Genomic DNA, 26,135 nt, shown 5'->3' with positions numbered 1-26,135 from the left:
GACAAAAGAGAGAAAAAAGACTTGATTCAACAAATCAAGTCTTTGTTTTGATTGCATTAGGAAGAGATTCCTCGTTGTTTTCGGATATAGTAATAAAGCTTTAGAATTACCGTTCCACTTGCCATTCCAATGGAAATAACAAGAGCTAACATAACCACCAAAGTCGCGCTGGCAATAGCATGGCTGTAATCTCCTGTCACAAAGAAAGCTGTCGTTCGATATGATAAATAACCTGGCACCAAGGGAGCAAGAATGGCCAAGACAAAAACTACCGCTGGTGTCTTATAGACAATACTTAAAATCTGACTGATGCAAGAGCCAATTACTGCTGCGATAAAGGTCGCGACAATAACATTGGTTGGTTCTTTGAGGACGAGATAGAGGAGCCAAACGCCCATTCCCAAAATACCACCAGGTAGGAGCATGGAGCGTTGAACATTCAGTACGATTAGAAAGGTGATAATGGCGAGTAAACTCGCCACTGCTTGGAGCAAAATACTTGTTAGAGTCATCTTATGTCATCAAAACCAGGGCGACAGAGGTGCCAGCCCCTAAAGCGAGGGTAATGAGCAAAGATTCAAACATCTTACTCATACCAGAGTTGATATGGTTGGTCATGATATCCCGTACCGCATTTGTCAGAGCAATCCCTGGAACAAAGGGCATAACCGCTCCTGCTATAATCAGGTCTGCCGTCGAAGGAAATCCTGTATAACGTGCCCAGAACTGGGCGATCAATCCGAAAACAAAGGCACCCGCAAAGGCCGTTACAAAAGGAATGCGGACAAACCTCTCTACGTAGAGAGAGAAGGCAAATCCAAATAAGGTCGCAATAGCTGCGCCAAAAGCGTCATAGACATTGCCCCCAAACATAATCGAGAAGAAAGGGGCACTGAGGGTCGCTGCTACGGTTACTTGGAACTTGGTATAAGGAAGGGCTTGATTGCCGATTTCTTTCAGCTTTTTAAAGGCTGTCGAGAGATCAATCTGCCCTCCAACAAGCTCCCGTGATACTTGGTTGACATCACAGACTTTTTCAATGTTATAGGAGGATGAGGTCACCCGTTTCATCCGAGAAATATTGGTGTTTTCAATAGAAAAGAAAATAGCTGCGGGCATGGCAAGAACATTACAATCCATAATTCCCTGCGAATGGGCAATACGGATCATAGTATCCTCAACCCGATGAATCTCTGAGCCACTTTTCAGGAGAATGGTTCCTGCTAGCATAATCACATCAATGACGGCATTCAACTCTCTCGATTCGTCCATTTTCTCCTCCTTTTTCTACTCCCTATATTTTATCACAAAATCTTGTGAAAAAAAATCTTTGTCATAAAATCATGACAAAGATTCGTTTAATCTCGAGAACTTTCGTGAGATCCTTCACTATTGGATGAACTGCTAGAAGGAGTGTTCCCTTGCTGATTCCCTTGTTGATTTCCTTGTTGGTTCCCCTGGTTTGGACTTGTAGGAGAACCCTGGTTCCCATGTTGGGCAGGATTAGAGGATGAAGTTGATGGTGGTGTTTTTGGTTTGTAGATGGAAAGTTTGATACGGGTACTTGCAAGATCAACCAGTTCTCCTGCTCTTGGCGTTTGACTTACAACAGTTCCTTCTGCCGTTCCTTCAGGAGCAGTCGATACTTCTACAACCTCAATATTTGCTTCCTTCACACCGACAATCTGAGTCAAGTTATTCTTTGTAAACTCGAGACTTGAACCGATGTAGTTCGGCATGCTGACACTAGTCACCTTCTTAGCCACTGTTAAGGTAATCGTAGTGGCTTTTGAGAGATCATAGGTCGAACCCGAAGCAGGGGTCTGTCTGAGGACGGTTCCAGGTTCGCTTTCATTGGATTCTTCCTCTTCCATCTTGATTAGATTTTCAGGAACCTTCTTCTCCTTGAGTTCAGCTACAACATCCGTATACTTGCGTCCGACGTAATTGCTCAATTGGAAGGATTGCTTACCAGAAGAAACAATCAAATTGACCTTGGTTCCTTCTTTTCGGCCGCTACCAGCTTCTGGATCCGTTCGAATAACACGTCCTTCTGCAACTGTATCACTGGCCTCTGACTTTTCTTCACCAGCTTCAAACTTGGATTTTTTAAGAGTTTCCTTAGCCTCTGCAACGGTTTGTCCAGCTACGTCAGGAATAGCAATCGTTGCTGGTGTCCTTGACAAAATCCAGACCAAAGAGGCTGCAACCAATAGAAGACTGGCCAAAAGAATCATATAGCGAGCCTTAAACTTCCGTTTCTTGGCTGGCTTTGGCGCTGGAGTCGGCTCTGCCACTGGTTGAGTTGGTTTCTTTGGCTGAGGGCGTTCTTCCTGCGCCGGAGCTTTAGGAATCGATGTCAGTGTACTTTGTGGAACTTTAGGTAAAGTCTTAGTGTCTGCCTTACTCGCATCGTCAAAGACCAGTTTCGGTTCATTCCGACGATTATAAGACAAGCTAGTTGACAAGTCCACATACATTTCTGAAACAGACTGATAACGATCTGACAGCTTCTTAGCAGTCGCCTTGATGACAACATTTTCTAAAGCCTGAGGGACAGATGGGTTTTCAGCTATGACGGACGGAAGTGGCTTCTGGAAATGCTGGAGGGCAATCGTAACCGCACTATCTCCATCATAAGGGATATGTCCCGTCAGCATTTCATAGAAGATAATCCCCATTGCATAGATATCACTCTGGAAGGTCGCTTTAGAACCACGCGCTTGTTCAGGTGATAAATAATGAACAGAGCCTAACATTGAGTTTGTCTGGGTCAGACTGGTCTCCGCAAAGGCTACGGCAATCCCAAAGTCCGTGACCTTAGCTGTGCCGTCAGGTGTCAAGAGGATATTTTGAGGTTTCAAATCCCGGTGAACAATTCCTCGAGTATGGGCTAGGCGCATGGCCAAGAGGATTTGCCCCATGATCCGAACTGCTTCTTCATTTGAAAGAGGGTAGTGTTCTTTGATATAACGCTTGAGGTCAAGGCCTGCTACGTATTCCATAGCTAGGTACTGTTGACCGTCTTCCTCACCAATATCTGTTATCCGAACGATATGAGGATGGTCCAGATCCGCCATGGCCCTCGCTTCACGCTGGAAACGTGCCACAGCAATCGGGTCCGTCTGGTAGTTGGTCCTCAGGACCTTCACTGCCACTTCTTCCCCGTCTAGGATCAAATCCTTGGCCAAGTAAACATCTGCCATGCCTCCTCGACCAATCTGCTTGACAATCCGATACCGCCCGGCAAAAATCTTGCCGATTTGGATCATTCTGCTGCCTCCTCGTTCATGTAAACAAGGGCAACCGTAATGTTGTCTAAACCTCCTGCATTGTTAGCGAAACGAATGAGGGTTGCCGCCTTGTCTGCTAGGGAAATATCACTGGTTACGATATCATAAATCTCGCTTGCCGAAATCATATTGGTCAAACCATCACTATTGAGCAAAAGATAATCTCCTGACTCCAGTGTAATCATCCCAAAATCTGGCTGGATTTCATCTTTTTGTCCGATAGACTGGGTGATGATATTCTTTTGAGGGTGAGTTTCTGCTTCTTCTGGAGTCAATTGACCAGCCTTGAGCAATTCGTTGACCAAGGAATGGTCACTCGTCAACTGGTGGTATTCTTCTCCACGAATCAAACCGATACGAGAATCTCCAATGTGAGCATAGATGGCTTGGTTGTCAATAAAAGCAACAGCTTCTAGCGTTGTTCCCATGCCTCTGTAGGCTTCGTCCTGACCTAGTTGATGAATTTTTTGATTTTCAATCTCTAGGTAGTGGGCAAACCACTCACGAACTTCATTGACTGAGTCGATTTGGGTATCTACCCAATCTACACCGAGGTCTGTGACCGCCATCTCACTAGCGATATTTCCTGCACGGTGTCCTCCCATCCCGTCAGCCAAGATGATCATAGTGCGTCCTGCTCGGTTGACAAAGTGATTGACATAGTCCTGATTATTTGTCCGTTTCTGACCAACATCTGTTAATAATGCTATTTCCATTGTGTCAGTTCCTTCCTATTCTGATATCTTGCGAAATTGGCTGATAAAGAATCCATCACTTCCATACAATTCTGGAGTAATCAGGATGCAGCCATCTTTCAGGATATCTTTACATTCGTGTTCTAGTTTAACCTGCTCGAACTCGGGATGACTTTCTAAAAACGTCTCAACGACTTGAAAGTTCTCCTCAGAGACAATAGTACAGGTACTATAAGTTATTATACCACCTTTTCGTAGCGTTTGACAAACACTACCTAATATTTCCAGCTGAATTTCCTGTAAGGAGGTGAAATCGGCTGTTTCTTTATTGTATTTGATGTCTGGTTTACGACGTAAAAGTCCAATTCCAGAACAGGGAGCATCTACCAAAATCTTATCAAAAGAGTCTCGACCAAAAAACTCATGCACTTTTCTGGCATCCAATTTTTGTGTTTGCACTCGATCTGCCACACCTAAACGCTCCGCATTTTCTTGGATCAAGTCTAACTTATGGTCATACAAGTCCAGAGCAGTAACCTGACCTGTCCTGAGATACGAAGCCATATGGGCTGTTTTTCCACCCGGAGCGGCACAGGCATCCAGGAGCTGTTCATCACCTTGTAGATCAAGAGTCGGAGCAACCAATTGACTGGATTCGTCTTGGATGGTAATAGCCCCTTCTGCGAACAAATCATGGCCTGCAAAATGCCCCTGCTCCTTGACCAGACCAGTGGTCGCCAAAGGGGAATCAGTCGCCTCTAACAAAGCTTTGATTTCCTCTTTTCGGCTCAAGTTGGTCACCCGGATGCTAGCCTTGTTGCGTACCAAGAGACTTTCAAAGATGGCTTGTGCTCGCTCTTCGCCGTATTCTTCCTTGAGCTTAGACACTAGCCAGACTGGGAGAGAATAGGCAATGGAATCACGCTTGTTTTTGCGTTTGATGCTGTCAACATCTGGCCAGCCTTCTCGCAAGATACGACGAAGGACGGCGTTGACCAATTTTTCACTGCCTTTTTTACGGGCTTTAGCTAGTTCCACTGCTTCATTAACAACAGCGTGATTAGGAATCTTATCCAGATACCGAAGTTGGTAAGCGCTCAGGAGGAGCAGAATATAGAGCCAGTTATCTAGCTTATCTCTGTCTTGGATAAAGTGGGACAGGTACCATTCCAGAGTGAGTTTTCGGGCTACCGTTCCGTAGACAATCTCTGTCACCAAGCCCTTGTCTGCTGTTGAGAGTTGACTCCCTTTGAGGTGTTTATTTAAAGCAATATTTGAATATGCTTGATTGACAAAAACATCCTCTAACACTGCTAGAGCTAGACTTCTAGCCGTTTCTACTTTAGTCACCAAATCGTTCTCCTACAGTCAATGTCCGTCCAACTCCGTTGAGGAAGGAAGCAATGTCCATCTTAGGCTTACCTGCTGGCTGCACTTGCTTGAGAGATAGAGCTCCTTCAGCCGCTGCCACGATTAATTCCTTTTTACCAATAGACAGAATCTCACCTGGAGCTCCCTGACCTTCTACTGGCAGGGCTTCATAAATCTTAAAGCGATCACCCTTGAGAAAAGTGTGAGCAACAGGCCAAGGATTCATGCCGCGGATTTGGTTGAAGAGTTGGCGATTGGTTTTAGTCCAATCGAGTTTCTCTTCTTCCGGCTTAATATTTGGCGAGAAAGTGACTTGACTAGGATCTTGTGGTTCAGGTTGGATTTCTCCTGCTAGGTAGCCAGGTAGCGTATCCAAAAGCAAATCGCGACCAACGATTGCCAATTTTTCAAACAAGGTTCCGACATTGTCCTCATCTGTGATGGGAATACTGCGACGGGAAATCATATCTCCTGCATCCATTTCCTTAACCATCTCCATAATGGTCACACCAGCTTTCTTATCCCCTTGAATCAAGGCGTAATGAATGGGGGCGCCACCGCGGTGTTTTGGAAGAAGGGAAGCGTGAACGTTGACCGCAAAATCCATACTATCAAGGAGTTTACTTGGGAGAAACTGCCCAAACGCAGCAGTGATAATCCCATCTGCTCCTAGCTTCATAATGGCTTCCATCTCTGGGCTTCCAGATAATTTTTCAGGTTGGTAGATGGGAAGGCCTGCTTCTTTGGCAGCCTGCTTGACTGGGGTTTCTTGGATGACTTTTTTACGACCGACAGCGCGGTCTGGCTGGGTCACAACAGCTAGAATCTCGTAACGGTCATCTGATAACAACCCCTTCAAAACTGTCGCTGAAAATTCAGGTGTCCCCATAAAGATTAGTTTTGTCATTTCTTCTCCTTCTTATAAAAATTGCTGCGGCTCATGGTCAATACTGAGACGAAGCTCGCTATTTTCCCGTTCTTGAGTCAAGGCCAAAACTCGATTGAGAGTTGGTCCCAGCTCATCTTCTAAGCGGTATTTAATCAAAATCTGGTAATGATAAAGGTTGTGGGTACGGGCGATGGGTTTTGGCGTTGGCCCAAGGATTTTACTAGTTTCCGATAAACCTGAGCGCAAAATTCCCATGACTTCATAGGCACGTTTGACAACCTCTTCTTCTTTCTTGTGAGAGAGGGTAATCCCAATGGTGAAATAATAAGGCGGATAGCCGAGTTGGCGCCTGATACTCATTTCATAGGCATAAAAACCTTCATAATCCTGTTCCTTGGCAAAACGAATGGCATAGTGTTCCGGATTGTAAGACTGGATCAAGACCTGCCCAGCTTTTTCAGCCCGACCTGCACGGCCTGCCACCTGAGTTAAGAGCTCGAAGGTTCTCTCAGAAGAACGGAAATCCGGCAGATTCAAGGCCGTATCCGCATTGAGCACTCCGACTAGGGTCACATTTGGAAAATCCAAGCCCTTGGCAATCATCTGAGTTCCCAACAAGATATCTGCTTCCCCTCGGCCAAACTGCTCAAGAAGAGCTTGGTGACTACCTTTCTTGCGAGTCGTATCCACATCCATCCGCAGAATGCGAGCCTGAGGAAAGAGCTCTGCTAGCTCATCATAGGCTTTCTGAGTCCCCGTCCCGTAGTAGCGAATGCTGCGACTCTGACAGTTGGGACAGACATGAGGAATTCCCTTGGAAAAGCCACAGTAATGGCAGTTCATGGTCTTGGTATCCATGTGGAGAGTCAGAGAAATGTCACAGTTGGGGCAGCTATCTACCGTCCCACACTCTCGACACATAACAAAGCTAGAATAACCCCGACGGTTGAGCATAAGGACTACCTGCTCTTTTTTAGCCAAACGGTCTTGAATGGCTTCCAGCAAAGGAGGCGTAAAGTTTGACGTCTCATTCTGCCCGATATAGTCCCGAAAGTCAATCACTTGAACCTCAGGAATAGTGGCTAAAGGATTGGCCCGTTGGGTCAGGCGTAAGTGTTGATAGACACCTTTGCCAGCCCGCGCACGGCTTTCTAAGCTCGGTGTTGCCGAACCAAGGACTAGGGCTGCTTGATTGTACTGGGCCCGTAAAATGGCGACCTCTCTGGCATGATAACGGGGATTGCTGTCTTGTTTGTAGCTGGCTTCATGCTCTTCGTCGATAATCATGACACCTAGATTTTTCAGTGGAGCAAAGATAGCTGATCGAGCGCCAACAACAACTTGGGCATCGCCGCGCTCAACCTTGCGCCATTCGTCGTACTTTTCACCATTGGAAAGGCCTGAGTGAAGAATAGCTACTTTCTCGCCGAAACGAGCAATGAACCGCTCCGTCATTTGTGGCGTCAGAGAAATCTCAGGTACCAGTAAAATAGCCGTCTTACCCTTATCCAAGGCTCCTTGGATAATCTGCAAGTATACCTCCGTTTTCCCACTTCCTGTAATCCCTTGAAGGAGGAAAGGAGGCTGTTGACTGCCAATAGCACTGACAACGGCATCGCGAGCCTGACTTTGCTCTAGATTCAGCTCCAAAGGTCTACTGGCTTCAATACCTTCGAAATAAGCAGCTGAACGTTGCACTTCCTTTTGGACTAGGGTTAGAGCTCCTTGCTCCACAAAGAAGTTGACTTGCTCGCGTGAGTAGGACTCTAACAAACTAGCCAGAGGAGCACTCTCAGGATGAGACTGTAAATAGTCTTTCAGCTCTGCTTTTTTCTTAGCACGCGCAGAAATCTCAATCTTCTCTAGCTGAGTAGCATCAACCTCATACCAAGACTGGGTCTTGACCTTCTTTTGATCGACTGCCTGGTATTCTAAGCGGAGCAGCCCTTTCCTGGTCAAGCGCATCATTTCTGCCTGTTTAGCAAGGTCTAGAGAAGAAAAGGCTAGCGAATCTTCTGAACCAAACAGACGCTCTCGGTCTGCCTGACTGAGACCTTCTAAAGGATAAAGAATCTTATCATAACTGGAGTTTAAAAATCCCGGCAACATGGCTTTTAGAATGGAGATTTTATAAGAAAAGACGGACTTGCGTAACTCCTCAGCTAGCCAGAGTTGCTCTTGCGTGAGGACAGGAGAAAAGTCCAGCACCTCCGCAATCTCTTTCAAGTCCTGATCAGCCACCTCTTCATCCAACTGGGACTCCATACCTAGCACAATTCCTTGTATCAAACGATTGCCCTTACCGAAGGGGACATGGACCCGCATACCGACTTCCAGCATCTCTACAAATTCTTCAGGGACCTTATAACTATAAGGCTGGTCTGTCTGCATCAGGGGAACATCCACGATAATCTTTGCGATAGCCATTCTCTCACCTCCTCCTTGTCAGTAAATTCTTGCAATAGAAAAAATAAGATTGAGTCCCCCCAACCTTAAATTTTTTCACCATCTTCTTTTTCTTTAGCGATTTGCTCTTTGATTTTCTTTTCTTCTTCTTCTCTGCGGCGTTTTTCTTCTTCGATACGGAGACGAACCGCTTCACGTTTTCCTTCTGGATCTGGGTGAATGGTTACATTTCCTGACTCGATTTCTTCCAAAGCGCGAAGAGTTGATTTTTCAGACTTAAACTCTTGAGTTGCTGGCGCACCTGCTTCTAGTTCGTGGGCGCGTTTTGCTTCCAAGATTACGAGTGAATATTTTGATGGTACCTTGTCTAGCAAGGTATCAATAGAGGGTTTTAACATCATTTGCTTGTACCTGTTTCCTATAGTTTATCGAGTAGTTAGAGATTTTGGCAACATCTCCTGGTAGTGACCAATGACACGGTCCACACGGAAGTGTTCTGCTTCGATCACACGTTTGACACGTTCAGCAGCGAGGGGCACCTGATCGTTGACAATGGCATAATCATACTCACGCATGAGGGCAATTTCTTCCTTGGCTTTTTCGATTCGTTGGGCAATCACTTCAGCGCTATCTGTTCCACGACCTACCAAACGATCTTGCAATTCATCCAAATCTGGTGGCGTTAGAAAGATAAAGACAGCATCTGGAACCTTTTTCTTAACCTGAAGAGCTCCTTGGACTTCAATCTCAAGAAAGACATCGATTCCCTTGTCTAGGGTTTCATTGACATAGGTTAGCGGAGTTCCATAGTAGTTACCGACATATTCTGCATATTCCAACATCTGACCTTGACGGATTAGCTCTTCAAACTCTTCACGAGTACGGAAGAAATAATCCACTCCGTCCACCTCACCAGGACGTTGCGCACGCGTCGTCATCGATACAGAGTATTGAAATTGATTCTCAGAACTCTCAAAAATCTCTCTTCTAACCGTTCCTTTCCCAACTCCTGAAGGACCAGAAAAAACGATTAGCAAGCCTCGGTCTGCCATTATGTCTCCTTTAGTTAGTCTGTGAAATAAAGTAAAATTTCTCTCGGATACTGATGATTGCGTCAGTTATCCTTCTACAGTCTTTCTATCTAGTGTAACAAAAAAGCAGTAATATTTCAACTGCTCTTTCTTATTTATTTAGCATAATCTACTGCACGAAGTTCGCGGATCACGGTTACCTTGATATTTCCTGGGTAATCGAGATTGTTCTCAATTTTCTCACGAACTTTGTGAGCCAAGATTGTGACTTTGTCGTCCTTGATTTGTCCTGGATTAACCATGATACGGATTTCACGTCCTGCTTGAAGAGCAAAGCTATTTTGCACTCCTTCAAAGCTATTCGCGATTTCTTCCAAATCATGGAGACGCTTGATGTAGCTTTCAAGAGATTCACTCCGAGCACCTGGACGCGCTGCACTCAAGGCATCTGCTGCAGCAACGATCACTGCAATGACGCTTTCAGCTTCGACATCGCCGTGGTGGCTAGCAATGGTATTCACCACAACTGGGTGTTCCTTGTACTTACGAGCCAACTCCGTACCAATCTCAACGTGGCTACCTTCAACCTCGCGGTCAATAGCTTTCCCAATATCGTGAAGGAATCCAGCACGACGGGCAAGAGCTGCATTTTCACCAAGTTCACTGGCGATGATACCAGATAACTTAGCAACCTCAATCGAATGACGCAAGACATTTTGTCCATATGAAGTACGGAACTGCAAGCGTCCCATGATCTTCATCAAGTCTGGATGGAGGTTTGGCGCACCAATCTCATAGGCAGCAGCCTCACCATATTCGCGGATTTTATTGTCAATCTCCTGACGGTTTTTCTCCACCAACTCCTCGATACGAGCTGGGTGGATACGGCCATCCTTGAGCAACATTTCCATGGTCATACGAGCAATTTCACGACGAATCGGATCAAATCCTGACAAGGTTACCACTTCTGGCGTGTCGTCAATGATGACATCTACCCCTGTCAAACTTTCAAAGGTACGAATGTTTCGCCCTTCGCGTCCGATAATGCGTCCCTTCATGGTATCATCTGGTAGGTGAACTGTCGAGTTTGTTGACTCTGCTACATAGTCACCAGCGATACGCTGCATAGCCTGAACCAAGATATCTTTCGCAATCTTATCTGAACGTTCCTTCACTTCTTGCTCAGCCTCACGAATGCGGCTAGCAATTTCCTTGGTTAAGTTTTCCTCTGTCTGAGCCAAGATAATATCTCGAGCCTCAGTTTGGGAAAGGGAACCGATACGTTCAAGTTCAGCTTCTTTTTGTCTTTCGACTTCCTCTAATTGCTCTTCACGTGCATCAAGGTTTTTTGCTCTATCAGAAATACTTTGTTCTTTTTGTTCAAGTGTTTTTTCTTTGTTCGTCAAATTGTCGTCCTTACGGTCAAGGCTCGTAGCTCTCTCCGTCAAACGACTTTCAATTTGCTTGAGCTCCTGACGTTCTGACTTAAATTCAGCGTCCACTTCTTCACGGTATTTTCTGGCTTCCTCTTTGGCCTCCAATAGTGCTTCTTTTTTAAGAGACTTGCTTTCGCTCTTGGCTTCATTTAGCAATAAATCCGCTTCGCGCTCAGCTTGTCCTCGTAAATTAGTTGCTTCTTGTTCAGCATTTAGAAGCATCAACTCTGCAGCCTCTTGAGATGATTTCATCTTAGCTGAGATGCTGACATATCCAATGACTAAACCTATGATGACGGCAAAAACAGCAATCGCAAGTGTCATGATTTCCATGTTTTTACCTCATTAAATTTGTTTATCGAATGACATACATTCCTTAATATTCTATCATAAAAAACCGATTTTCACAAACCTAATTTAAATAGTTTCTATATCTTTTTCGAGGATTTTTTTCGAAAAATTCTTTTGCTTTTTTATATTCTAGTTTTTCGCAACGATATCCTTTGGAAATTTCAAATTCAAGATCGATATTTTGGTTATATTCATATCCCAAGGTTCTTAACTCTTCTATCTCCGAACCTTTTTTCCACAAAAAATATAACAATCTTTTAAAATATCGCATCTTTCTTTTAATATTTTTAATAACATTTTCCGAGTAAGTACTAGAATATTTCTCTTTTAGAATCACTTTATCAATCTTATACTGATAAAGCTCACTCTCCAAGATATTATACAGATATTCCATATCTAAATTTATTGGTTTATCCTCAAAATATTTCACAAGTGACATAAGTACACTCTCTGTTTCCTCGCGACCATTCATCCAATTGATGATGTAGTCTGCTTTCTTATTATCAGTTATATTTGAAAGTTCTTCTAATGACTTCTGGAACTCTCTTAAACTTGGTTTTTTAACTTTTGAATTATTATTTTTATCTTCTACAACTCTCTCATCTATATCTACATAATAAATTTTATAAATCAGTGATAAAATTTTTCCAAGGTCATCATCTCTCAATTTACTCTTTTTCAAGATGTTATCTATAACTTCTTCTGTAGATGCCATTCGATTTTGGTTCAGCTTAAATTTACTATCAATGAGATTTTTCTTTGTTGATTTTATTTCCTCACTATTTAAAATTACAATAATTTTAAACCTTTTATTCTCAGAAAGATAGTCAATATAACCCAATAAATCATTGTAATCTGAAGGGCTATCTGATGTTTCTGCATATGAAACCCGTTCAAAATCATCAAAAATAATGATAGAATCTCGCTTCATCAAATCCGTTCCAACTGTTTTAAAGAACCATTTAAAAACTCCTCCAACAAGTGGAATAAAGTCCAAATTTCCGAGTATGGATTGTTTTTCTATTTCATTGATCAATATTTTCTCGGCTTGCTCTCTTGTTTTTATCCCAAAGCAGGAAATATAGTAGATTTCTTTCTTTTTGTAAATTTGATTTTCAAAAAACGTCTTTATAAAAAATGTTTTCCCACTCCCCCAAGAACCATCCAGCCAGAAAACATTATGAATAGAGTCTGAACTATTTAAAAACTCCACCAGATGTGCTTGATAAGGATAGCCCTCCAAGTCATATTCTGGAAATAGATCTGGGTTTAGTTTCTTATAACTAACTTTTTTAAAAATTATGTCTAAAAACCAGAATAGTATTGTTGGTATAGTCAGTGCTAACAATATTATTACACGATTCTCATATAACATTGAAATAATATTTTTTAAAAAATTATAATTAGATACAAATTTATAAATAGGTAAAGCAAAGCGTTTAAATTGTTCAATCTCAAGTGCAAGATACAGTACCCATATACTAGCTATAAATATTTTGTACCACTCAACGACTCTAACATTACTACTCCATGATGGTCTTTTCAATAAATATTTCAATGGTTTGAAATTCAGAATAAAATTAAGAATCCTCATCATTATATTTTTCATATATACCCCTTTTAATCTATATTATCATGATTATACCACAAAATAAGAGTTATAAAGCGGATTAAAGGGACAAGAATCTAGTTATTATACTAAAATTTTTCACTGATTTCTTAACTTAAGAAATCTGTCATTTTCCAAAAAATTTTATCTTCAATCTGCTAGCTAAAATTTCTAAAATAAAAAAGCCTACCTCCCAGTAGACTTAGTAATGATCTTTGAAGGACAAGAAAGCCACGCTATCCCCATCTATCATATAAATCAAGCGATTTTCTGCATCAACACGACGTGACCAGGCTCCTTGGTAGTCATACTTGAGGGGTTCTGGTTTCCCCATTCCTACAAAAGGATCGCGTTGAATATCCTTGATTAATTTATTGATTCTCTTTAATGTCTTCTTATCTTGGTTTTGCCAATAGCAATAATCCGCCCAGGCATCTTCTGTAAATTTGAGCAGCATTTCTCACTCCTCAATCACATGTACCTGAGTGCCTCCAGCACGAACTTGAGCCATTCCTCGCAAGACCTTGTCAGAAAGTTCCTTATTTTGAGCGATTCTCAGGGTTTCCTGAATACTATCCCACTCGCTCTTTGAAAGGACTACAATATCCTCATCTGGATTTTTATTGACCACTGTTAAAGGCTCAAATTCATCGTTTACCTTTTTCATGTAGTCCTTTAAATGATTTCGGAATGTTGAGTAAAGAACTGCTTCCATAACCATACCTCGTTTTACCTCTTTTCCACTATTATACACAAAAAGAAAGAAATTGTCAGGAACTTGTACAAGATTTTTCTTTTCTATCTACTTATTCGAAAATCTTCTAAAAAAGCCTACCTTTCAGTAGACTTAGTTTGATTCTATTCTAATGGGCACTCTGCCAAAATTCTGGTCTGCTATACTTGGGTGTCCTAGTTGGTAAATCTGGTCTGCCTTTTGAGTCATAGCATCCCAAGGTTCTTTGCCAATTCGACTGACTAGATGGACCTGCCCTTTCAGAGACTTGAGGTGTTGTCTGCCTTTTTCAGTAAAGCCAAGGACATGGATGCCTTCTGGCAAGTCGCTTTCTCTGGCCTGCACCAAAATATAGGTCAAGAGGCGTCTGACACGCGCCTTGGTGTAGCGCTTGGTCGCAACCGCCTCGACCAATTCGTCAACAGACTGGGCTGTTTTGATAGCTTCCTTGATACGCACAGCCATTTCTTGATTGACCTGATAGATGGTCGTTAGGTCTGGATTTGACAAGATTTGATAGCAGAGAAATGGAAAATAGTCATCCCAACTTACCTTACTGGCCTGCTCAAAGAGAGCAACAGAAGGCATAAAGCGTTCTAAGAAATCTTGGTCTGATTGATGCTGACGGAGAGCTGTTGCCGAGGCAAAGTCCACATCCTTATCCACAGAATGATAACCAGCTCCCTGACGCTGAATCGGATGCAACTTGATGTTCCGCCCAGCAAGCGCCTTAGCATAAGCTAGAGCAAGAACATGATTGGGCGTCTTGCCTGAAAAATCAAGGCCAGCAAATTCCTTCCACATGGCCTGGGTTTTCTGGGGATAGGAAAGGGAATCAGGCAGATTTTCCACAAATTTCTCCATCTCAGTACCTTGCTCTGTGTATAAGTCAGCAACTTTCTGATAATCCAGAACTTCCTCTGTTCCGAAAGCGAGGGTATCAATGCCCAAGCGAGCCAAGATATCCACAGCTCCTTGACCGAAGAAATCTGCCGCCTGAACACTGACTAAAAAGGACAATTCCACTACCAGATCCGCTCCATTTTCCAGCGCCATCTGAGCCCGTGTCCACTTGTCTACGATAGCAGGCTCTCCACGCTGCATGAAATTCCCAGACATGGCAACGATTTTCAGTCCCTTCGCCTGCTCAAGCAAGTATTTGTGCCCATTATGGAAAGGATTGAACTCCGCGATAATACCTGTGATGGTCATAATGTTCTCCTACTTCTGCGCGACAAAAAACCAACGGGTGCTGGTTTCTGTCGGCTCCTTGTCCTCAAAGTCCGCATAGAGTTTGAAGGACTTGAAACCAGCCTGTTCCAGCAAGATATCATAGGTCAAGACTTCATATGTACGCTCCTCATGCACTTCATCGTGGCGACTAAAGGAACCGTCCGCTTCCTTGACAAAGAAGGTCAACTCATGCACGATGGAGTGAGGAGCCGCATCCTCATAGGTATCCCAGAGCATGGCAAAATCTTCCGCATTTTCATGGTAGGAATACCCTGGAAAAACCTCATCTGTATGGTAGGTCGAATGCACGTCAAAGATGAATACTCCGTCTTCATTGAGGGCATTATACACTTCCTTAAACACGTCTCCTACTTCCACCTCATCTTGCATGTAGCAGATTGAGTCCGAGTAACAAGTCACAAAATCATATTGACCAGCCTTGGATAAATCCAGCATATTACCTTCAATAAAATCAATCTTTTGCTTGGCTGAAGTAGCTCTCTTCTCCGCAATCTTCAACATATCCGCGCTCAAGTCAAGTCCTGTCACATCAAAACCAGCCTGAGAAAAGCGGACAGACTGGATACCCGTCCCACAAGCCAATTCTAAGAGTTTCTTTCTCTCCTTAGTCTTAGGCAAATGACGTAGTGAAAAATCCGTCCATTTATCATATAAACTATCATCCATCACAGCATCGTAAACAGCCGCAAAGGTTTCATAAGTAGCCATATTCATGATACCAAGTCCGCCCGTAATCGGAATGAAAATTAGGAGCTTGACGATGGAGCCGAGCTCCAAGGAAGGCTATCTATTTTCCGACGATTACAGGACGGGTTCAAATCCTTTCTAAGATACAAAGAGCGTTAAAAGCAAGGAGAAAATAGGAAACTTTCTGCTGTATCGTCAGATACAAAGGAAGTTACTCTTTTTCTCGCAGCTTTTAGCTCGTGTTCAGTTTCGAGATGAACAAAACACGACGCCCTTTACCTTTCTATCCATTTTTCTAAACTAAGCAAATAAAACCCAGTTGACTACAACTGAGTTCATTTCCTATGCTAAGGCTTCTGAAATGTCTACTGACTCTGCCTCATGCCATAGTTTTTCTAGGTTATAATGGGCACGCATTTCTTCTGAGAAGATATGCACGACGACACCGCCGAGGTCTAGCAAAACCCAGCCTCCAGCTGCATCTCCTTCGACATGGCTACCTTTAAAGCCTGCATCGGCTACTTTTTCACGAATATTATCAGCGATAGCGTCCAACTGACGGCTATTCATTGAGCTAGTGATGACAAAGTAGTCCGTCACGCTGGTCAAATCTTGTACATCAAGTGCGAGGATATCCTCCGCACGTTTCTCATCAGCCGCTTTCACGACTAGTTCTAGTAATTCTTTTTCGTTCATTTAGTCCTCTTTCTAGAAAATATGTTTGTAATCTAGGACATCTGCAAAGCGCCCCTCCCAAATGCCCTCATAAAATTCATTTATCGTTTCTGCTGGAATGTCATTCCCATCAAACGTTGTACAAGTTCCTTCTGGAATAATAAGCTGATAGCCATATTCAAAAGCAACCTTGACAGAGGTATCCACACAATATTCTGTCTGCATACCACATAAAACTAATTTTTCAATTCCCTGTTTATCCAAGTATTCTTTTAAACCAGTTTCTTTGAAAATACTGTTATACTTCTTCTGAAAGACCTTTTCATTAGGTTTTCGATTTAAAAGCTCAGATAACTGCCAATCTTCTGATGTTTGAGCTTCAGAGTCCTCAATATGTTGAACATAGATAATTTCGATATTCTTGCTTCTAGCCTGGTTTTGTAAATAAGAAATTTTTTCCAATAGACTATTTGTCTGAAAACCGGTTTCCACTAAAATATTCTGAACATCAATGATTATAAAAGCCGTCCTCATTTAGTCCTCTTTCAAATAGTGCACAAAGGCGTTATAGGTTTCCAGGGTTTGGGGATAGATGGGGAATCCCTGATGAGCTAGATACTCCACGGTACGAGCTGTTTCGTAGGCCACTGCCTTATTGAGCGATAGCACAGCAATCTCACGTGCCTCGTCCACTCCAGGAAAGGCACGATTGTGCTCGATATAATCTGCGACGTAGATGACTTTGTCTAGATCGGTCATCTGACCAGCTCCGACTGTATGGATTTCAATAGCTCGCAGGATTTCTGGATCATGCAAATCCAAATCTTCCTGAATCTTGTAGATGCCAACCATGCCATGCCAGACATTATTGCCCCAATTTTTGAGGTCAGGATCTAGCCGGTAACGGTCAATCAAGTCTAGAAATTCCTGATCTGACAGCTTTTTAGCATAATCATGAAGAAGGCCTGCTAGACCCGCTTTCTCGGTATCGACTCCAAATCTCTCCGCTAACTCTATGGCTGCACGCTCCACCCCCAAACAATGGGTTAACCGTTTTTCAGGTAGAAGCTCTGCCATTTTTTCCAACAAAGCCTCTCGGGAGCAGTTGATATAGTCTTGGTAGGCCATCAGTAGAGCCCCTCCTTCTCGATGTAGTCTAACACTGGCTGAGGTAGGAGAAAGTTAGGTTTCCGACCTTGGGCAAGGAAATCACGCACCATGCTGGACGAGATGTCCATGAGAGGCACATCCACCCAGATAACTGGATAGGAAGTCCCTGCCTTGTAGCGCGGGCGCTGAACTCCAACAAACTGAACCATGTCGACCAGCTCATCAATTCGGTACCATTTAGGCAGATAGTCCACCATATCAGCCCCGATAATGAAGTAATAATCCGTATCTGGATGTTGCTCTGTCAAAATCTTCATAGTGTCGTAGGTGTAGGAAATGCCCTTGCGCTCCAGCTCAATAGTTTCAATGGCTAAGCCTTCAATCCCCTCAATCGCCAACTCAAGCATCTTGAGACGGTGGTGCTCGGGGATGGTTTCCTTTTTATCCACATGAGGTGGTTGGTATTCGGGCATAAGCAGGACCTGGTCCAGTCCTAACTGTTGTCGTACTTGGTCCGCCACAACAAGATGGGCATTGTGAACAGGGTTAAAATTCCCCCCTAAAATCCCGACTTGTTTGCGTTTTTTCTCCTTGATTTCTGGCTCCAACTCTACCTTGGTAAAGGGAGTCAATAATTCGATTGCCATAGGCTCGTCTTCCTTTAATTCTCTGTAAAAACAGTTGTTTGGAGTAGGTTTTAGATTTCTTTGACTTTCTTGGAAATCTTGCGATTTTCTTTCTTGCTGGATTGTTTAAACAAAATCAAGATGCGTCCGATTTTTTGGACAGTATCCACACCGATTTCTTCTTCCAAGATTTCAGCTACTTCATGGATGTTTTCATCTGTGTTTTGCAAGAGCGTAACTTTAATCAATTCGCGGGCGTCAAGAGCCTGACGGACGCTGGTTTTGATTTGGTCGTTGAGACCATTTTTCCCGATTTGGATGATGGGTTTGAGGGTGTGTGCCTGGCTGTTGAGGAAGGCACGTTGTTTTGATGTTAATGACATAATTTCTTTAAAAGAGTTTCTTTTAATACTTTTCTGAAGTGGTGACGGACGTCAGCAAAGTCCTTCGGACTTTCATGACTAAAATTTGAGCCTAAGGTCTCAAATTTTCCGCAGTTGGTACAACTCCTTGTACCAACTGACACCACGGCGAAAAGTATTCGTTATGGGCTCGCAGAGCTCGCCCGAATCCAGACAACTCTTTCCTTTCTGTATTTAAATGATTGCTTTTCGTGTGACGACGGCGACGCCTTCTGGTGCCCAGATAGCAACTTTGGCGGTGCCTGTTACGCGGATCCAGCCTAGGCCTGAAATGACTAGGTCTGTCTTGTCCTTGATGGTAAATACATGTTGGACTAGTTTTGGAAAATCTTCTTTTTCTTTGCTATTTGGCGGTGTCAGAAGAGTTCCCAGATGCTTGTCATAAAAGGCACTAGCGCCTTCAAGTTTGGTACGATGGAGTTTGAGTTCATTGTCAAAGAAAGCAGTAAATCCTTGCTTTTCTCCTGATATGAAGTCAAAGCGTCCAAGACCACCTAAAAACAGGGTTTGCTCAGGGTTAAGCTGATAGGTTTTGGGCTTGATTTCCTTTTTAGGGCTGACATACTTGAGGTTTTTAGCCGTCAAGTAGTGGGCCATCTGGTGGTGGTGGATAATCCCTGGTGTATCGTAGATATAAGATCCGTCGTCAAGCGGAATCTCAATCTTGTCCAAGGTTGTCCCCGGAAAACGCGACGTCGTGATGACATTCTGGTCACCCGTGATTTCTTGGATAATGGCGTTGATAAGGGTTGACTTTCCAACGTTGGTCACACCAACTACGTAGACATCGCGGCCCTTACGGTAGTGTTCAATCTTGTCAATGACTTCCTTAATGGCATGCTTATTCTGAGCCGAAGTCAGGACAACATCTACTGGACGAAGTCCTTCTTCGTGGGCACGCTCCATGAGCCACTGGCTAATCTTTCCCGGTTTAACTGACTTGGGCAGGATATCTTTCTTATTTCCAACCAAGAGGACATCATTGCCCGATACAAAGCGTGGCAAGCCAGGGATGACAGAGCCATTAAAGTCAAAGATATCAATGACATTGACCACCAAGGCATCACTGTCACCCACCTCGTGCAAGAGCTTGAGGAAATCATCGTCCGTCAACTGGACATCTGTGATTTCATTGTAATGACGAAGACGGAAACAGCGTTGGCAATAAACTTCGCCAGTCTCCAACCCTTTTTCAAGTGCCGACTGGGGAGTAAATCCAAGACCAGCCTTGTCTGTCGTCTGAATGGCTGCTCCACAACCAATACAGAGAATTTCTTCCATAGTTAGATTCCTTTTTTATATGTAATCGGTCCGTACTTTTCAGTGATTTTTCGCATGACACGGCGCTCGCGAACTCGGTTAATCTGCGTTTTGATAGAGTCATGTTGGACCAAGGGCTTGACCAAGATCGAGCGAATACCTGCACGGTGAGCTGCTCGTATATCCGTCATAAGTTGGTCGCCGACCATGACCACTTCATTTTTCTCATAGTGGAATTCCTTCATGGCACGGTCAATCCCAAAAGTGAAAGGCTTCAAGGCCCAATAAACGTAATCAATCCCAAACTTCTCAACTGCGCGTTGTACCCGTTTTTTGGTATTATTTGAAACAACAATGATGCGAATACCTGCATCACGAAGGTCATGTAGCCATTGCTTCATCTCTGGCGTCCCATCAGGGTTGTTCCAAGCAATGAGGGTATTGTCCAAATCGACCAAAACAGCCTTGATCCCCTGCGCCTGCAGACTTGGGACTGTCAGATCATAAACTGCTTCCACAGCAAAATCTGGCATGTAATTTTCAATCGCCATTCTGGCTCCTTTTCTTTTTAATTTCTAGCAATATTCTTTAAATATTGGGCTAAGACTACCCATAAAATGAGACTAGCTAGCAAAATATAAATCCAAGCATTTGGTTCATTTGCAAACGGTAAGGGAACATTCATTCCGAAGAATCCTGTAATAACCGCAAGGATAGCTAGTAAGACTGAGATAATTGTCAAAGTTGTCAAATTATCATTTAGATTATTATTTAGGATGTTGTTGTAAGAGGCTGAGAGTTGTTGCAAAACTTGAGAAATCAAGTCTGTCATCGAAACCAACTGATGCGCTTCAATCATGGCATCGTCAAACTGTTCTCTCTCAACTTCGTTAAAACTGCGATAAAGGGCATGTCCTTGGATATGTTCCAAGAGGAGACGATTTTGTTTGGCAGCAGCAGTCAGGTAAACCATACCAGTTTCCAAGTCAGAGAGAGCAAAAAGATTTTTTTTAGTTGTTTTTTGACGAAGAAGTGCACTGATTTCATCCTTACCTTTATCCATCTCTTCAATCACTGGATAATAAGCATTGCTAATAATCTCTAAACTGGCAAAAAGAAATTTGTAGATTGAAACAACTTCATGGCTTTCAAGGTAGGATGCCATTCGTTTAATCACATAACTATTCTTGTGGTTGCTAATTGTGATCAGCCGTTGTTTTTCAACGATAAAGGTCATCGGAATCGCTTCATAATATTCTTTGTCTTTTTCTAAGTCAAGAACATTATAAATGAAGGTTACCGTTCCCGTTTCACGGTGATAGTCCATGTGGGCACGCTCATTTCTATCCAGAGCATACTCGATGGTTTCCTTGTCCAATCCATAGACATCCGAAAGGTCTTCCATGTTTTTAATCTTGTCTACATCAAGGTCTATCCACGTACAATCGTGACCTAATTTTTTCTCTACAAATAGCATACTCTCTCCTTTACCAAACTCCTTCTATTGTACCACAAATCTGCTAAAATAGCCGGCCTATTCAGTACGAGATAGATTGCTGACGACGGTGATATTGCGATTGGGAACAAAGTGAAGGGCTTGATCATCACCTCGCAGTTGAGTTGTACGGATTCCTACGCTAACGACCTTTCCAGAAACGGTAATCGGTCCATTTGTCAGAACCACTTCATCACCCACATCAAGCTGGCGTTCAAAAAGAATGAAGAAGCCATTGATGACATCAGATAGAAAGCCTTGCGCCCCCATACCAATGGCCACCCCAGCAATCCCCGCACCAGCAAGGAGGCTAGAAACTGGCAAACCTAAAATAGACAGGATACAGTAGAGCAGAAAGAAATAAAGAATGTAGTTAAAGACATTCTCCAGCAAACGGGAGATAGTCTTTTGTCTTCCTGCATCTCGATTGGAAAATTTAAGCGAGGGCTTGACAATCTTTCGTACAGTTGCATGAAGCATCTTTTTAGCTATATAAAATAGTAAAAACAAAATCAAAAGAGAAATCACCTTGGTCAAGAGATTCTCTAATATGGTTGTTAAATCAAGTTTATCAAAATAGCGTTGAAAAAAATCTTGCATATAAAACTCCTTTTCCCTATTATACCATAAAATCGCCCTTCTCTTTTTTTCATAATTATTCAATTATCAGCCCTATTTTCAAAATATCACTTGCCTATATAGCATATTTATACTATAATTATAAACAATACATTTGAAGGAGACTGCTATGAAACGAATCATTAGAGCCTGGACCAAGGCAAGCCTCATCAAACGAATCCTTATTGGAATGATTTTTGGAGCGACATTGGGGATGCTCTTCCCAAACCTTACAGGAATTGGTCTGCTTGGAGACCTCTTTGTAGGTGGATTGAAAGCCATCGCTCCTATTTTGGTTTTTGCCCTTGTTGCCAATGCCCTTTCCCAACATCAAAAGGGACAAAATACCAATATGAAGACTGTTATTTTCCTATATTTGCTTGGAACCTTTGCTGCTGCATTGGTGGCTGTTCTAGCTAGTTTCTTACTGCCTGTGCAAATCACCCTGACCAGTGCAAATACAGAAGTTGCTGCTCCTGACGGTATCGGTCAAGTCCTCAGCAACCTCCTACTCAAACTGGTGGACAATCCCTTGAATGCTATTGTTGAAGCCAACTATATCGGGATTCTCTCTTGGGCAGTTATCTTTGGCTTAGCTATGAGAGAGGCAAGTAAACACAGTAAAGAATTACTGAGAACCATGGCAGATGTCACCTCTAAAATCGTGGAATGGATTATCAACCTAGCTCCCTTTGGGATTTTAGGTTTGGTGTTTAAAACCATCTCTGACAAGGGCATTGCCAGTTTGGCTAACTACGGTGTCCTCCTAGGACTCTTGATTGCTACCATGGCCTTTGTAGCTCTCATCGTCAACCCGCTCATCGCCTTTCTCTTTATGAGGAAAAATCCCTATCCCCTTGTTTTGAAATGCCTACGTGTCAGTGGTATTACAGCCTTTTTCACTCGTAGCTCTGCCGCCAATATCCCTGTCAATATGAAACTCTGCCAAGACTTGGGACTGAATCCTGACACCTACTCTGTCTCCATCCCGCTTGGTTCGACCATCAATATGGCTGGCGCTGCTGTTACCATAAATGTCCTGACCCTGGCTGCTGTCAATACACTCGGAATCTCGGTAGACTTTGGGACAGCATTTGTGCTCAGTGTCGTGGCTGCCATTTCTGCCTGCGGAGCCTCTGGAATCGCTGGGGGATCCCTTCTCCTCATTCCTGTCGCTTGTAGCCTCTTTGGGATTTCCAACGACTTGGCTATGCAAGTTGTCGGAGTCGGTTTTGTGATTGGGGTCGTTCAAGACTCCTGCGAAACAGCCCTGAACTCTTCAACAGATGTCCTCTTTACAGCGGTTGCCGAGTATGCTACAAACCGAAAACTTCGCCCCTAGTCTCTGACTCTCCTCGTTAAACACTTGACTCTATTAGTTTAGGAAATTTTTCATGTCCCTCACTCAACGCACGACAAAACTGATCTTAGCGACCTGTCTCGCTTGTTTTCTCGCTTATTTTTTAGATTTATCATCAGCAGTTTCAGCTGGAATTATCGCCCTCTTAAGCCTCTCCGACACGCGCAGAAGCACGCTGAAATTAGCACGTAACCGCCTCTTTTCCATGATCCTAGCGCTCGCTATCGGTGTTCTAGCCTTTCAGCTGACGGGCTTTCACATCTGGAGTCTGGGCCTCTATCTGGCTCTCTATGTCCCTCTTGCTTACAAAATGGGCTGGGAAATCGGCATCACCCCTAGCAGTGTCTTGGTCGGTCATCTCTTGGTACAGGAGTCTACCTCTCCAGAGCTCTTACTTAATGAAGTACTCCTCTTTCTCATCGGGACAAGCTTTGCTCTATTGGTCAACCTTTATATGCCCTCTCGTGAGAAAGCCATCCAAAGCTACCACCTTCAGGTCGAAGAAAAGTTAAAAGACATCCTGCTTCGTTTTAAATACTATCTGTCAAGAGGAGACGGACGCAATCAAGCCCAACTCGTTGACCAATTAGACAAGCTCCTCGATGAAGCTCTCAAACTGGTTTATTTGGATCACTCGGACCATCTCTTTCACCAGACGGACTACCACATCCATTACTTTGAGATGAGACAGCGACAAAGTCGCATCCTGCGAAATATGGCCCAGCAGATCAATACCTGTCATCTGGCCGCAAGTGAGAGTTTGATCTTGGCCCAGCTCTTTTCTAAGATTGCTGCCCAGCTAAGCCAGACCAATCCTGCTCATGACCTACTTGATGACATCGAACGCTATCTGCAAGTCTTCCGCAATCGGAGTCTCCCGAAAACACGTGAGGAGTTTGAAACCCGTGCTACCCTCCTGCAGCTACTACGCGAAGCCGAAACCTTTATCCAAGTCAAGGTCGATTTTTATCAGAAATATGGAAACTAAAACGCAAAGAACCTCAGAGAATTCCTCTGAGGTTCTTGTGTTTTGCATTTGGAAGGAAAGTTCATCCTCTTGTACTATTCTCAAAAAAGAAATAGCAACTCCTAGTCGTCCATCACACCGCCTGTCAGCTGGTACATGAGGTAAATGTGCTCCAAGACTTTTACCTTATCCATGTGGTCTACATCTTTAAAGCCTCCTAATGCCAAAAGTGGAACGAAACCGAAACATTCATCGTAGGCTAGCAGACCATGTTTGGCAACAGCTTTTTTATAGAGTGGGATATCAAAATAATCATCTTTGAAATCTTCATCATCAACATACTCTATGAAACGATCCATACGCTTAATCATAATATCTAAATCCTGAATATTGTATTGGACAATTCCCACATAGGCACTCTCTTCCCAAGTAATAATATCTCCAAATGCTGTTACGAACATAGGAAAAGCGACATCTCCTCTGAAATAGCTATCTTGGAGAAGCTCTAGATAATCATCTGGATTGATGACTTTTAGATAACCATCAAGAAAAGTTCCTAGACCATCTTCCTGCCAAATTTGAACCAACTCAGCCGGAACTTGATTTTTATATTTTTCAATAACATCTTTGGGCATATCTGCCACTTTGACAAAATCTTTTAACATCTATTAATCCTCTGTCGCAATCTTCATAAAAGCCTGTTTAAAGTCTTCGTACATCTCAAAAGCAATTTTCATGACATTTTCAAAGTCATCATAATTAGCAATCACTGGATCCATGATTCTATAGTCAGGAGAGATGAGTCTCCTAGAAAACTCCATCAGTTGAGTCCCTAGTATAACTTTGTTTTGAGAGTCCCTAACACTCCATATCAATTCAACTAATCCTTTAAAGATACTAATATGGAATCCAAAAGTATAACCATTTTCTTTAATAGGTTCAATATAAAAGAATTTTTCACGCCCATCAAATTTAGCTCTATATCCTAAATCTTCGAAAACATCAAATATCAACTCGCCTGTAATAATATTTAAGCGTTTTTCTTTAGGCGTTCTATCTAAGCTAAATTTATCTGAAAGCTCCTTATAGCGCTCCACAAAATTTATAGCTTGCAAAGCCTGTTCAACTCTGCAGTCTAATTTCATCTGTCTACTCCTTTGTAAATCTTAGTTCAACTCCGTATTCTTTGGCAATTTCCTTATATTTTCAATCACTTCTTGTGGCATATCTGCCACTTTAACAAAGTTTTCTAACATTTTATACTCCATTTCACGATAACAGCAAGGCTCAAAAATCGCATTCTTCAAAATGTAATCAAGCTTACTCTACTTTTGATTATGCTCTCTTTGGAAAGCTTCCATAGCCTTGAACTGTTCTAGTTCTTTTTCGTTAGCTGGTTGCTTGCCTAAATATTTATATTGGAAAAAGGATGTTCTAGCACTTGGTCCAAAGCCACTTTCGAGCCATGGGGCATAATCAAAGTCCACTGATAACTTATTATTTTCATCCAAATGAATCAAGCCTGCTGACCAATCGCTTAATCCGTTATCCATGAATACTTTTTTTAGTTTCTGAGCTTTCTTGAATAGTAAACGATATTCGTCAAAAAATTCCGATTTGGATATGCCAAATTCTTGAGGGATATAAAAGAAATAATGGTACTCTCCATTGTATTTAAAGAAGAAATAAATTTCTCCACTCAAAGTTCTATCCACTTCAAAATTGATATACAAATCATCCCACTCAACTGGAATCATATCGTTGGCTTGATGCACGATTTCGATAATTTTTTCATTCATCTGTTGTTCTATATTTCCCTCCAATTTGATTCTATCATTGTTCCGCTA

Annotated in this window: 29 protein-coding genes; 2 read left to right on the top strand and 27 right to left on the bottom strand. The window is 42.8% G+C overall.

The genetic code is table 11. The features are described from left to right. Positions 1 to 56 precede the first annotated feature (56 nt). The 24 genes from B7723_RS08380 to B7723_RS08260 all read right to left on the bottom strand — a co-directional run bounded on the left by B7723_RS08380 (position 57) and on the right by B7723_RS08260 (position 21,943). The gene (locus B7723_RS08380) at positions 57 to 512 is read right to left on the bottom strand and encodes a threonine/serine exporter family protein (RefSeq protein WP_044021233.1); all 456 of its coding nucleotides are present in this window, start codon (positions 510 to 512) and stop codon (positions 57 to 59) included. A 1-nt stretch (position 513) separates the two neighbouring features. Beyond that, positions 514 to 1,272: a threonine/serine exporter family protein gene (locus tag B7723_RS08375; RefSeq protein WP_000344543.1), complete on the bottom strand. Its 759-nt coding sequence runs from the start codon at positions 1,270 to 1,272 to the stop codon at positions 514 to 516. An 86-nt stretch (positions 1,273 to 1,358) separates the two neighbouring features. Next, the gene (pknB, locus tag B7723_RS08370) at positions 1,359 to 3,272 is read right to left on the bottom strand and encodes a Stk1 family PASTA domain-containing Ser/Thr kinase (protein ID WP_084849873.1); all 1,914 of its coding nucleotides are present in this window, start codon (positions 3,270 to 3,272) and stop codon (positions 1,359 to 1,361) included. Then, entirely contained in the window at positions 3,269 to 4,009 is a 741-nt protein-coding gene (locus B7723_RS08365; protein WP_000401532.1) for a Stp1/IreP family PP2C-type Ser/Thr phosphatase, read from the bottom strand. Before B7723_RS08365 ends, pknB begins: the two co-directional genes overlap by 4 nt. A gap of 15 nt (positions 4,010 to 4,024) precedes the next feature. After that, positions 4,025 to 5,338 (bottom strand): 16S rRNA (cytosine(967)-C(5))-methyltransferase RsmB, encoded by a 1,314-nt coding sequence (gene rsmB / locus B7723_RS08360; RefSeq protein ID WP_162279217.1) that lies wholly within the window; start codon positions 5,336 to 5,338, stop codon positions 4,025 to 4,027. Next, positions 5,331 to 6,266 (bottom strand): methionyl-tRNA formyltransferase, encoded by a 936-nt coding sequence (gene fmt / locus B7723_RS08355; protein WP_084849875.1) that lies wholly within the window; start codon positions 6,264 to 6,266, stop codon positions 5,331 to 5,333. Before fmt ends, rsmB begins: the two co-directional genes overlap by 8 nt. A gap of 12 nt (positions 6,267 to 6,278) precedes the next feature. Next, positions 6,279 to 8,675, bottom strand: a complete 2,397-nt coding sequence (locus B7723_RS08350) for a primosomal protein N' (RefSeq protein ID WP_084849876.1) — start codon at positions 8,673 to 8,675, stop codon at positions 6,279 to 6,281. A 65-nt stretch (positions 8,676 to 8,740) separates the two neighbouring features. Further along, complete coding sequence (rpoZ, locus tag B7723_RS08345) at positions 8,741 to 9,055, bottom strand: DNA-directed RNA polymerase subunit omega (protein ID WP_002875802.1); 315 nt, start codon at positions 9,053 to 9,055, stop codon at positions 8,741 to 8,743. Between the two features lie 24 nt (positions 9,056 to 9,079). Continuing rightward, on the bottom strand, positions 9,080 to 9,706 hold the full coding sequence (gmk, locus tag B7723_RS08340; protein ID WP_084849877.1) for a guanylate kinase: 627 nt from the start codon (positions 9,704 to 9,706) through the stop codon (positions 9,080 to 9,082). Between the two features lie 134 nt (positions 9,707 to 9,840). Then, positions 9,841 to 11,454 carry a ribonuclease Y gene (locus tag B7723_RS08335; protein ID WP_084849878.1) on the bottom strand — a complete coding sequence of 538 codons (1,614 nt, stop codon included), beginning with the start codon at positions 11,452 to 11,454 and terminating at the stop codon, positions 9,841 to 9,843. Positions 11,455 to 11,533: 79 nt separating this feature from the next. Beyond that, complete coding sequence (locus tag B7723_RS08330) at positions 11,534 to 13,081, bottom strand: P-loop NTPase fold protein (RefSeq protein ID WP_084849879.1); 1,548 nt, start codon at positions 13,079 to 13,081, stop codon at positions 11,534 to 11,536. A 202-nt stretch (positions 13,082 to 13,283) separates the two neighbouring features. Further along, complete coding sequence (locus B7723_RS08325) at positions 13,284 to 13,538, bottom strand: Txe/YoeB family addiction module toxin (protein ID WP_084849880.1); 255 nt, start codon at positions 13,536 to 13,538, stop codon at positions 13,284 to 13,286. A 3-nt stretch (positions 13,539 to 13,541) separates the two neighbouring features. Next, positions 13,542 to 13,796 (bottom strand): type II toxin-antitoxin system Phd/YefM family antitoxin, encoded by a 255-nt coding sequence (locus tag B7723_RS08320; protein ID WP_025171799.1) that lies wholly within the window; start codon positions 13,794 to 13,796, stop codon positions 13,542 to 13,544. A gap of 132 nt (positions 13,797 to 13,928) precedes the next feature. Continuing rightward, entirely contained in the window at positions 13,929 to 15,026 is a 1,098-nt protein-coding gene (locus B7723_RS08315; RefSeq protein WP_084849882.1) for a nucleotidyltransferase, read from the bottom strand. A 9-nt stretch (positions 15,027 to 15,035) separates the two neighbouring features. After that, positions 15,036 to 15,776, bottom strand: a complete 741-nt coding sequence (locus B7723_RS08310; protein ID WP_277620046.1) for a class I SAM-dependent DNA methyltransferase — start codon at positions 15,774 to 15,776, stop codon at positions 15,036 to 15,038. A 321-nt stretch (positions 15,777 to 16,097) separates the two neighbouring features. Continuing rightward, the gene (gene rsfS, locus B7723_RS08300) at positions 16,098 to 16,451 is read right to left on the bottom strand and encodes a ribosome silencing factor (RefSeq protein ID WP_084849883.1); all 354 of its coding nucleotides are present in this window, start codon (positions 16,449 to 16,451) and stop codon (positions 16,098 to 16,100) included. Positions 16,452 to 16,463: 12 nt separating this feature from the next. Continuing rightward, positions 16,464 to 16,964: a cysteine hydrolase family protein gene (locus B7723_RS08295; RefSeq protein ID WP_084849884.1), complete on the bottom strand. Its 501-nt coding sequence runs from the start codon at positions 16,962 to 16,964 to the stop codon at positions 16,464 to 16,466. Continuing rightward, positions 16,965 to 17,558, bottom strand: a complete 594-nt coding sequence (gene yqeK / locus B7723_RS08290; protein ID WP_084849885.1) for a bis(5'-nucleosyl)-tetraphosphatase (symmetrical) YqeK — start codon at positions 17,556 to 17,558, stop codon at positions 16,965 to 16,967. Further along, positions 17,558 to 18,187: a nicotinate-nucleotide adenylyltransferase gene (locus B7723_RS08285; RefSeq protein ID WP_000963714.1), complete on the bottom strand. Its 630-nt coding sequence runs from the start codon at positions 18,185 to 18,187 to the stop codon at positions 17,558 to 17,560. Before B7723_RS08285 ends, yqeK begins: the two co-directional genes overlap by 1 nt. Before the next feature lie 50 nt (positions 18,188 to 18,237). Continuing rightward, a complete protein-coding gene (gene yhbY / locus B7723_RS08280; protein ID WP_000060169.1) occupies positions 18,238 to 18,549 on the bottom strand; it encodes a ribosome assembly RNA-binding protein YhbY in 312 nt (103 codons plus the stop codon). A 213-nt stretch (positions 18,550 to 18,762) separates the two neighbouring features. Continuing rightward, complete coding sequence (gene yqeH / locus B7723_RS08275) at positions 18,763 to 19,869, bottom strand: ribosome biogenesis GTPase YqeH (protein WP_084849886.1); 1,107 nt, start codon at positions 19,867 to 19,869, stop codon at positions 18,763 to 18,765. Positions 19,870 to 19,871: 2 nt separating this feature from the next. Further along, a complete protein-coding gene (locus B7723_RS08270; protein WP_000963745.1) occupies positions 19,872 to 20,399 on the bottom strand; it encodes a YqeG family HAD IIIA-type phosphatase in 528 nt (175 codons plus the stop codon). 17 nt (positions 20,400 to 20,416) lie between these two features. Then, positions 20,417 to 21,325, bottom strand: coding sequence for a magnesium transporter CorA family protein (locus tag B7723_RS08265; RefSeq protein WP_000899712.1), 909 nt, complete (start codon positions 21,323 to 21,325; stop codon positions 20,417 to 20,419). 57 nt (positions 21,326 to 21,382) lie between these two features. Continuing rightward, on the bottom strand, positions 21,383 to 21,943 hold the full coding sequence (locus tag B7723_RS08260) for a mechanosensitive ion channel family protein (RefSeq protein WP_001150569.1): 561 nt from the start codon (positions 21,941 to 21,943) through the stop codon (positions 21,383 to 21,385). A 148-nt stretch (positions 21,944 to 22,091) separates the two neighbouring features. On the opposite strand from B7723_RS08260, the gene sstT reads away from it, so the two are divergent. Both sstT and B7723_RS08250 read left to right on the top strand, forming a co-directional pair. Beyond that, positions 22,092 to 23,303 carry a serine/threonine transporter SstT gene (sstT, locus tag B7723_RS08255; RefSeq protein WP_000821319.1) on the top strand — a complete coding sequence of 404 codons (1,212 nt, stop codon included), beginning with the start codon at positions 22,092 to 22,094 and terminating at the stop codon, positions 23,301 to 23,303. Positions 23,304 to 23,355: 52 nt separating this feature from the next. Further along, positions 23,356 to 24,309, top strand: coding sequence for an aromatic acid exporter family protein (locus tag B7723_RS08250; RefSeq protein WP_084849887.1), 954 nt, complete (start codon positions 23,356 to 23,358; stop codon positions 24,307 to 24,309). Between the two features lie 101 nt (positions 24,310 to 24,410). Here B7723_RS08250 and B7723_RS08245 read toward each other — a convergent pair whose 3' ends face one another. The 3 genes from B7723_RS08245 to B7723_RS08235 all read right to left on the bottom strand — a co-directional run bounded on the left by B7723_RS08245 (position 24,411) and on the right by B7723_RS08235 (position 26,099). Next, positions 24,411 to 24,953: a T6SS immunity protein Tdi1 domain-containing protein gene (locus B7723_RS08245; RefSeq protein ID WP_084849888.1), complete on the bottom strand. Its 543-nt coding sequence runs from the start codon at positions 24,951 to 24,953 to the stop codon at positions 24,411 to 24,413. A gap of 3 nt (positions 24,954 to 24,956) precedes the next feature. Further along, the gene (locus tag B7723_RS08240; protein WP_084849889.1) at positions 24,957 to 25,433 is read right to left on the bottom strand and encodes a hypothetical protein; all 477 of its coding nucleotides are present in this window, start codon (positions 25,431 to 25,433) and stop codon (positions 24,957 to 24,959) included. A gap of 180 nt (positions 25,434 to 25,613) precedes the next feature. After that, a complete protein-coding gene (locus B7723_RS08235) occupies positions 25,614 to 26,099 on the bottom strand; it encodes an immunity protein YezG family protein (protein WP_084850117.1) in 486 nt (161 codons plus the stop codon). Positions 26,100 to 26,135 lie beyond the last annotated feature (36 nt).

Origin of the sequence: Streptococcus oralis subsp. oralis (genome assembly GCF_002096435.1) — a bacterium.
Classification (GTDB): domain Bacteria; phylum Bacillota; class Bacilli; order Lactobacillales; family Streptococcaceae; genus Streptococcus; species Streptococcus oralis_AA.
The sequence above is the reverse complement of the archived record's forward strand: the minus strand, read 5'-3'. Positions and strand labels throughout refer to the sequence as shown.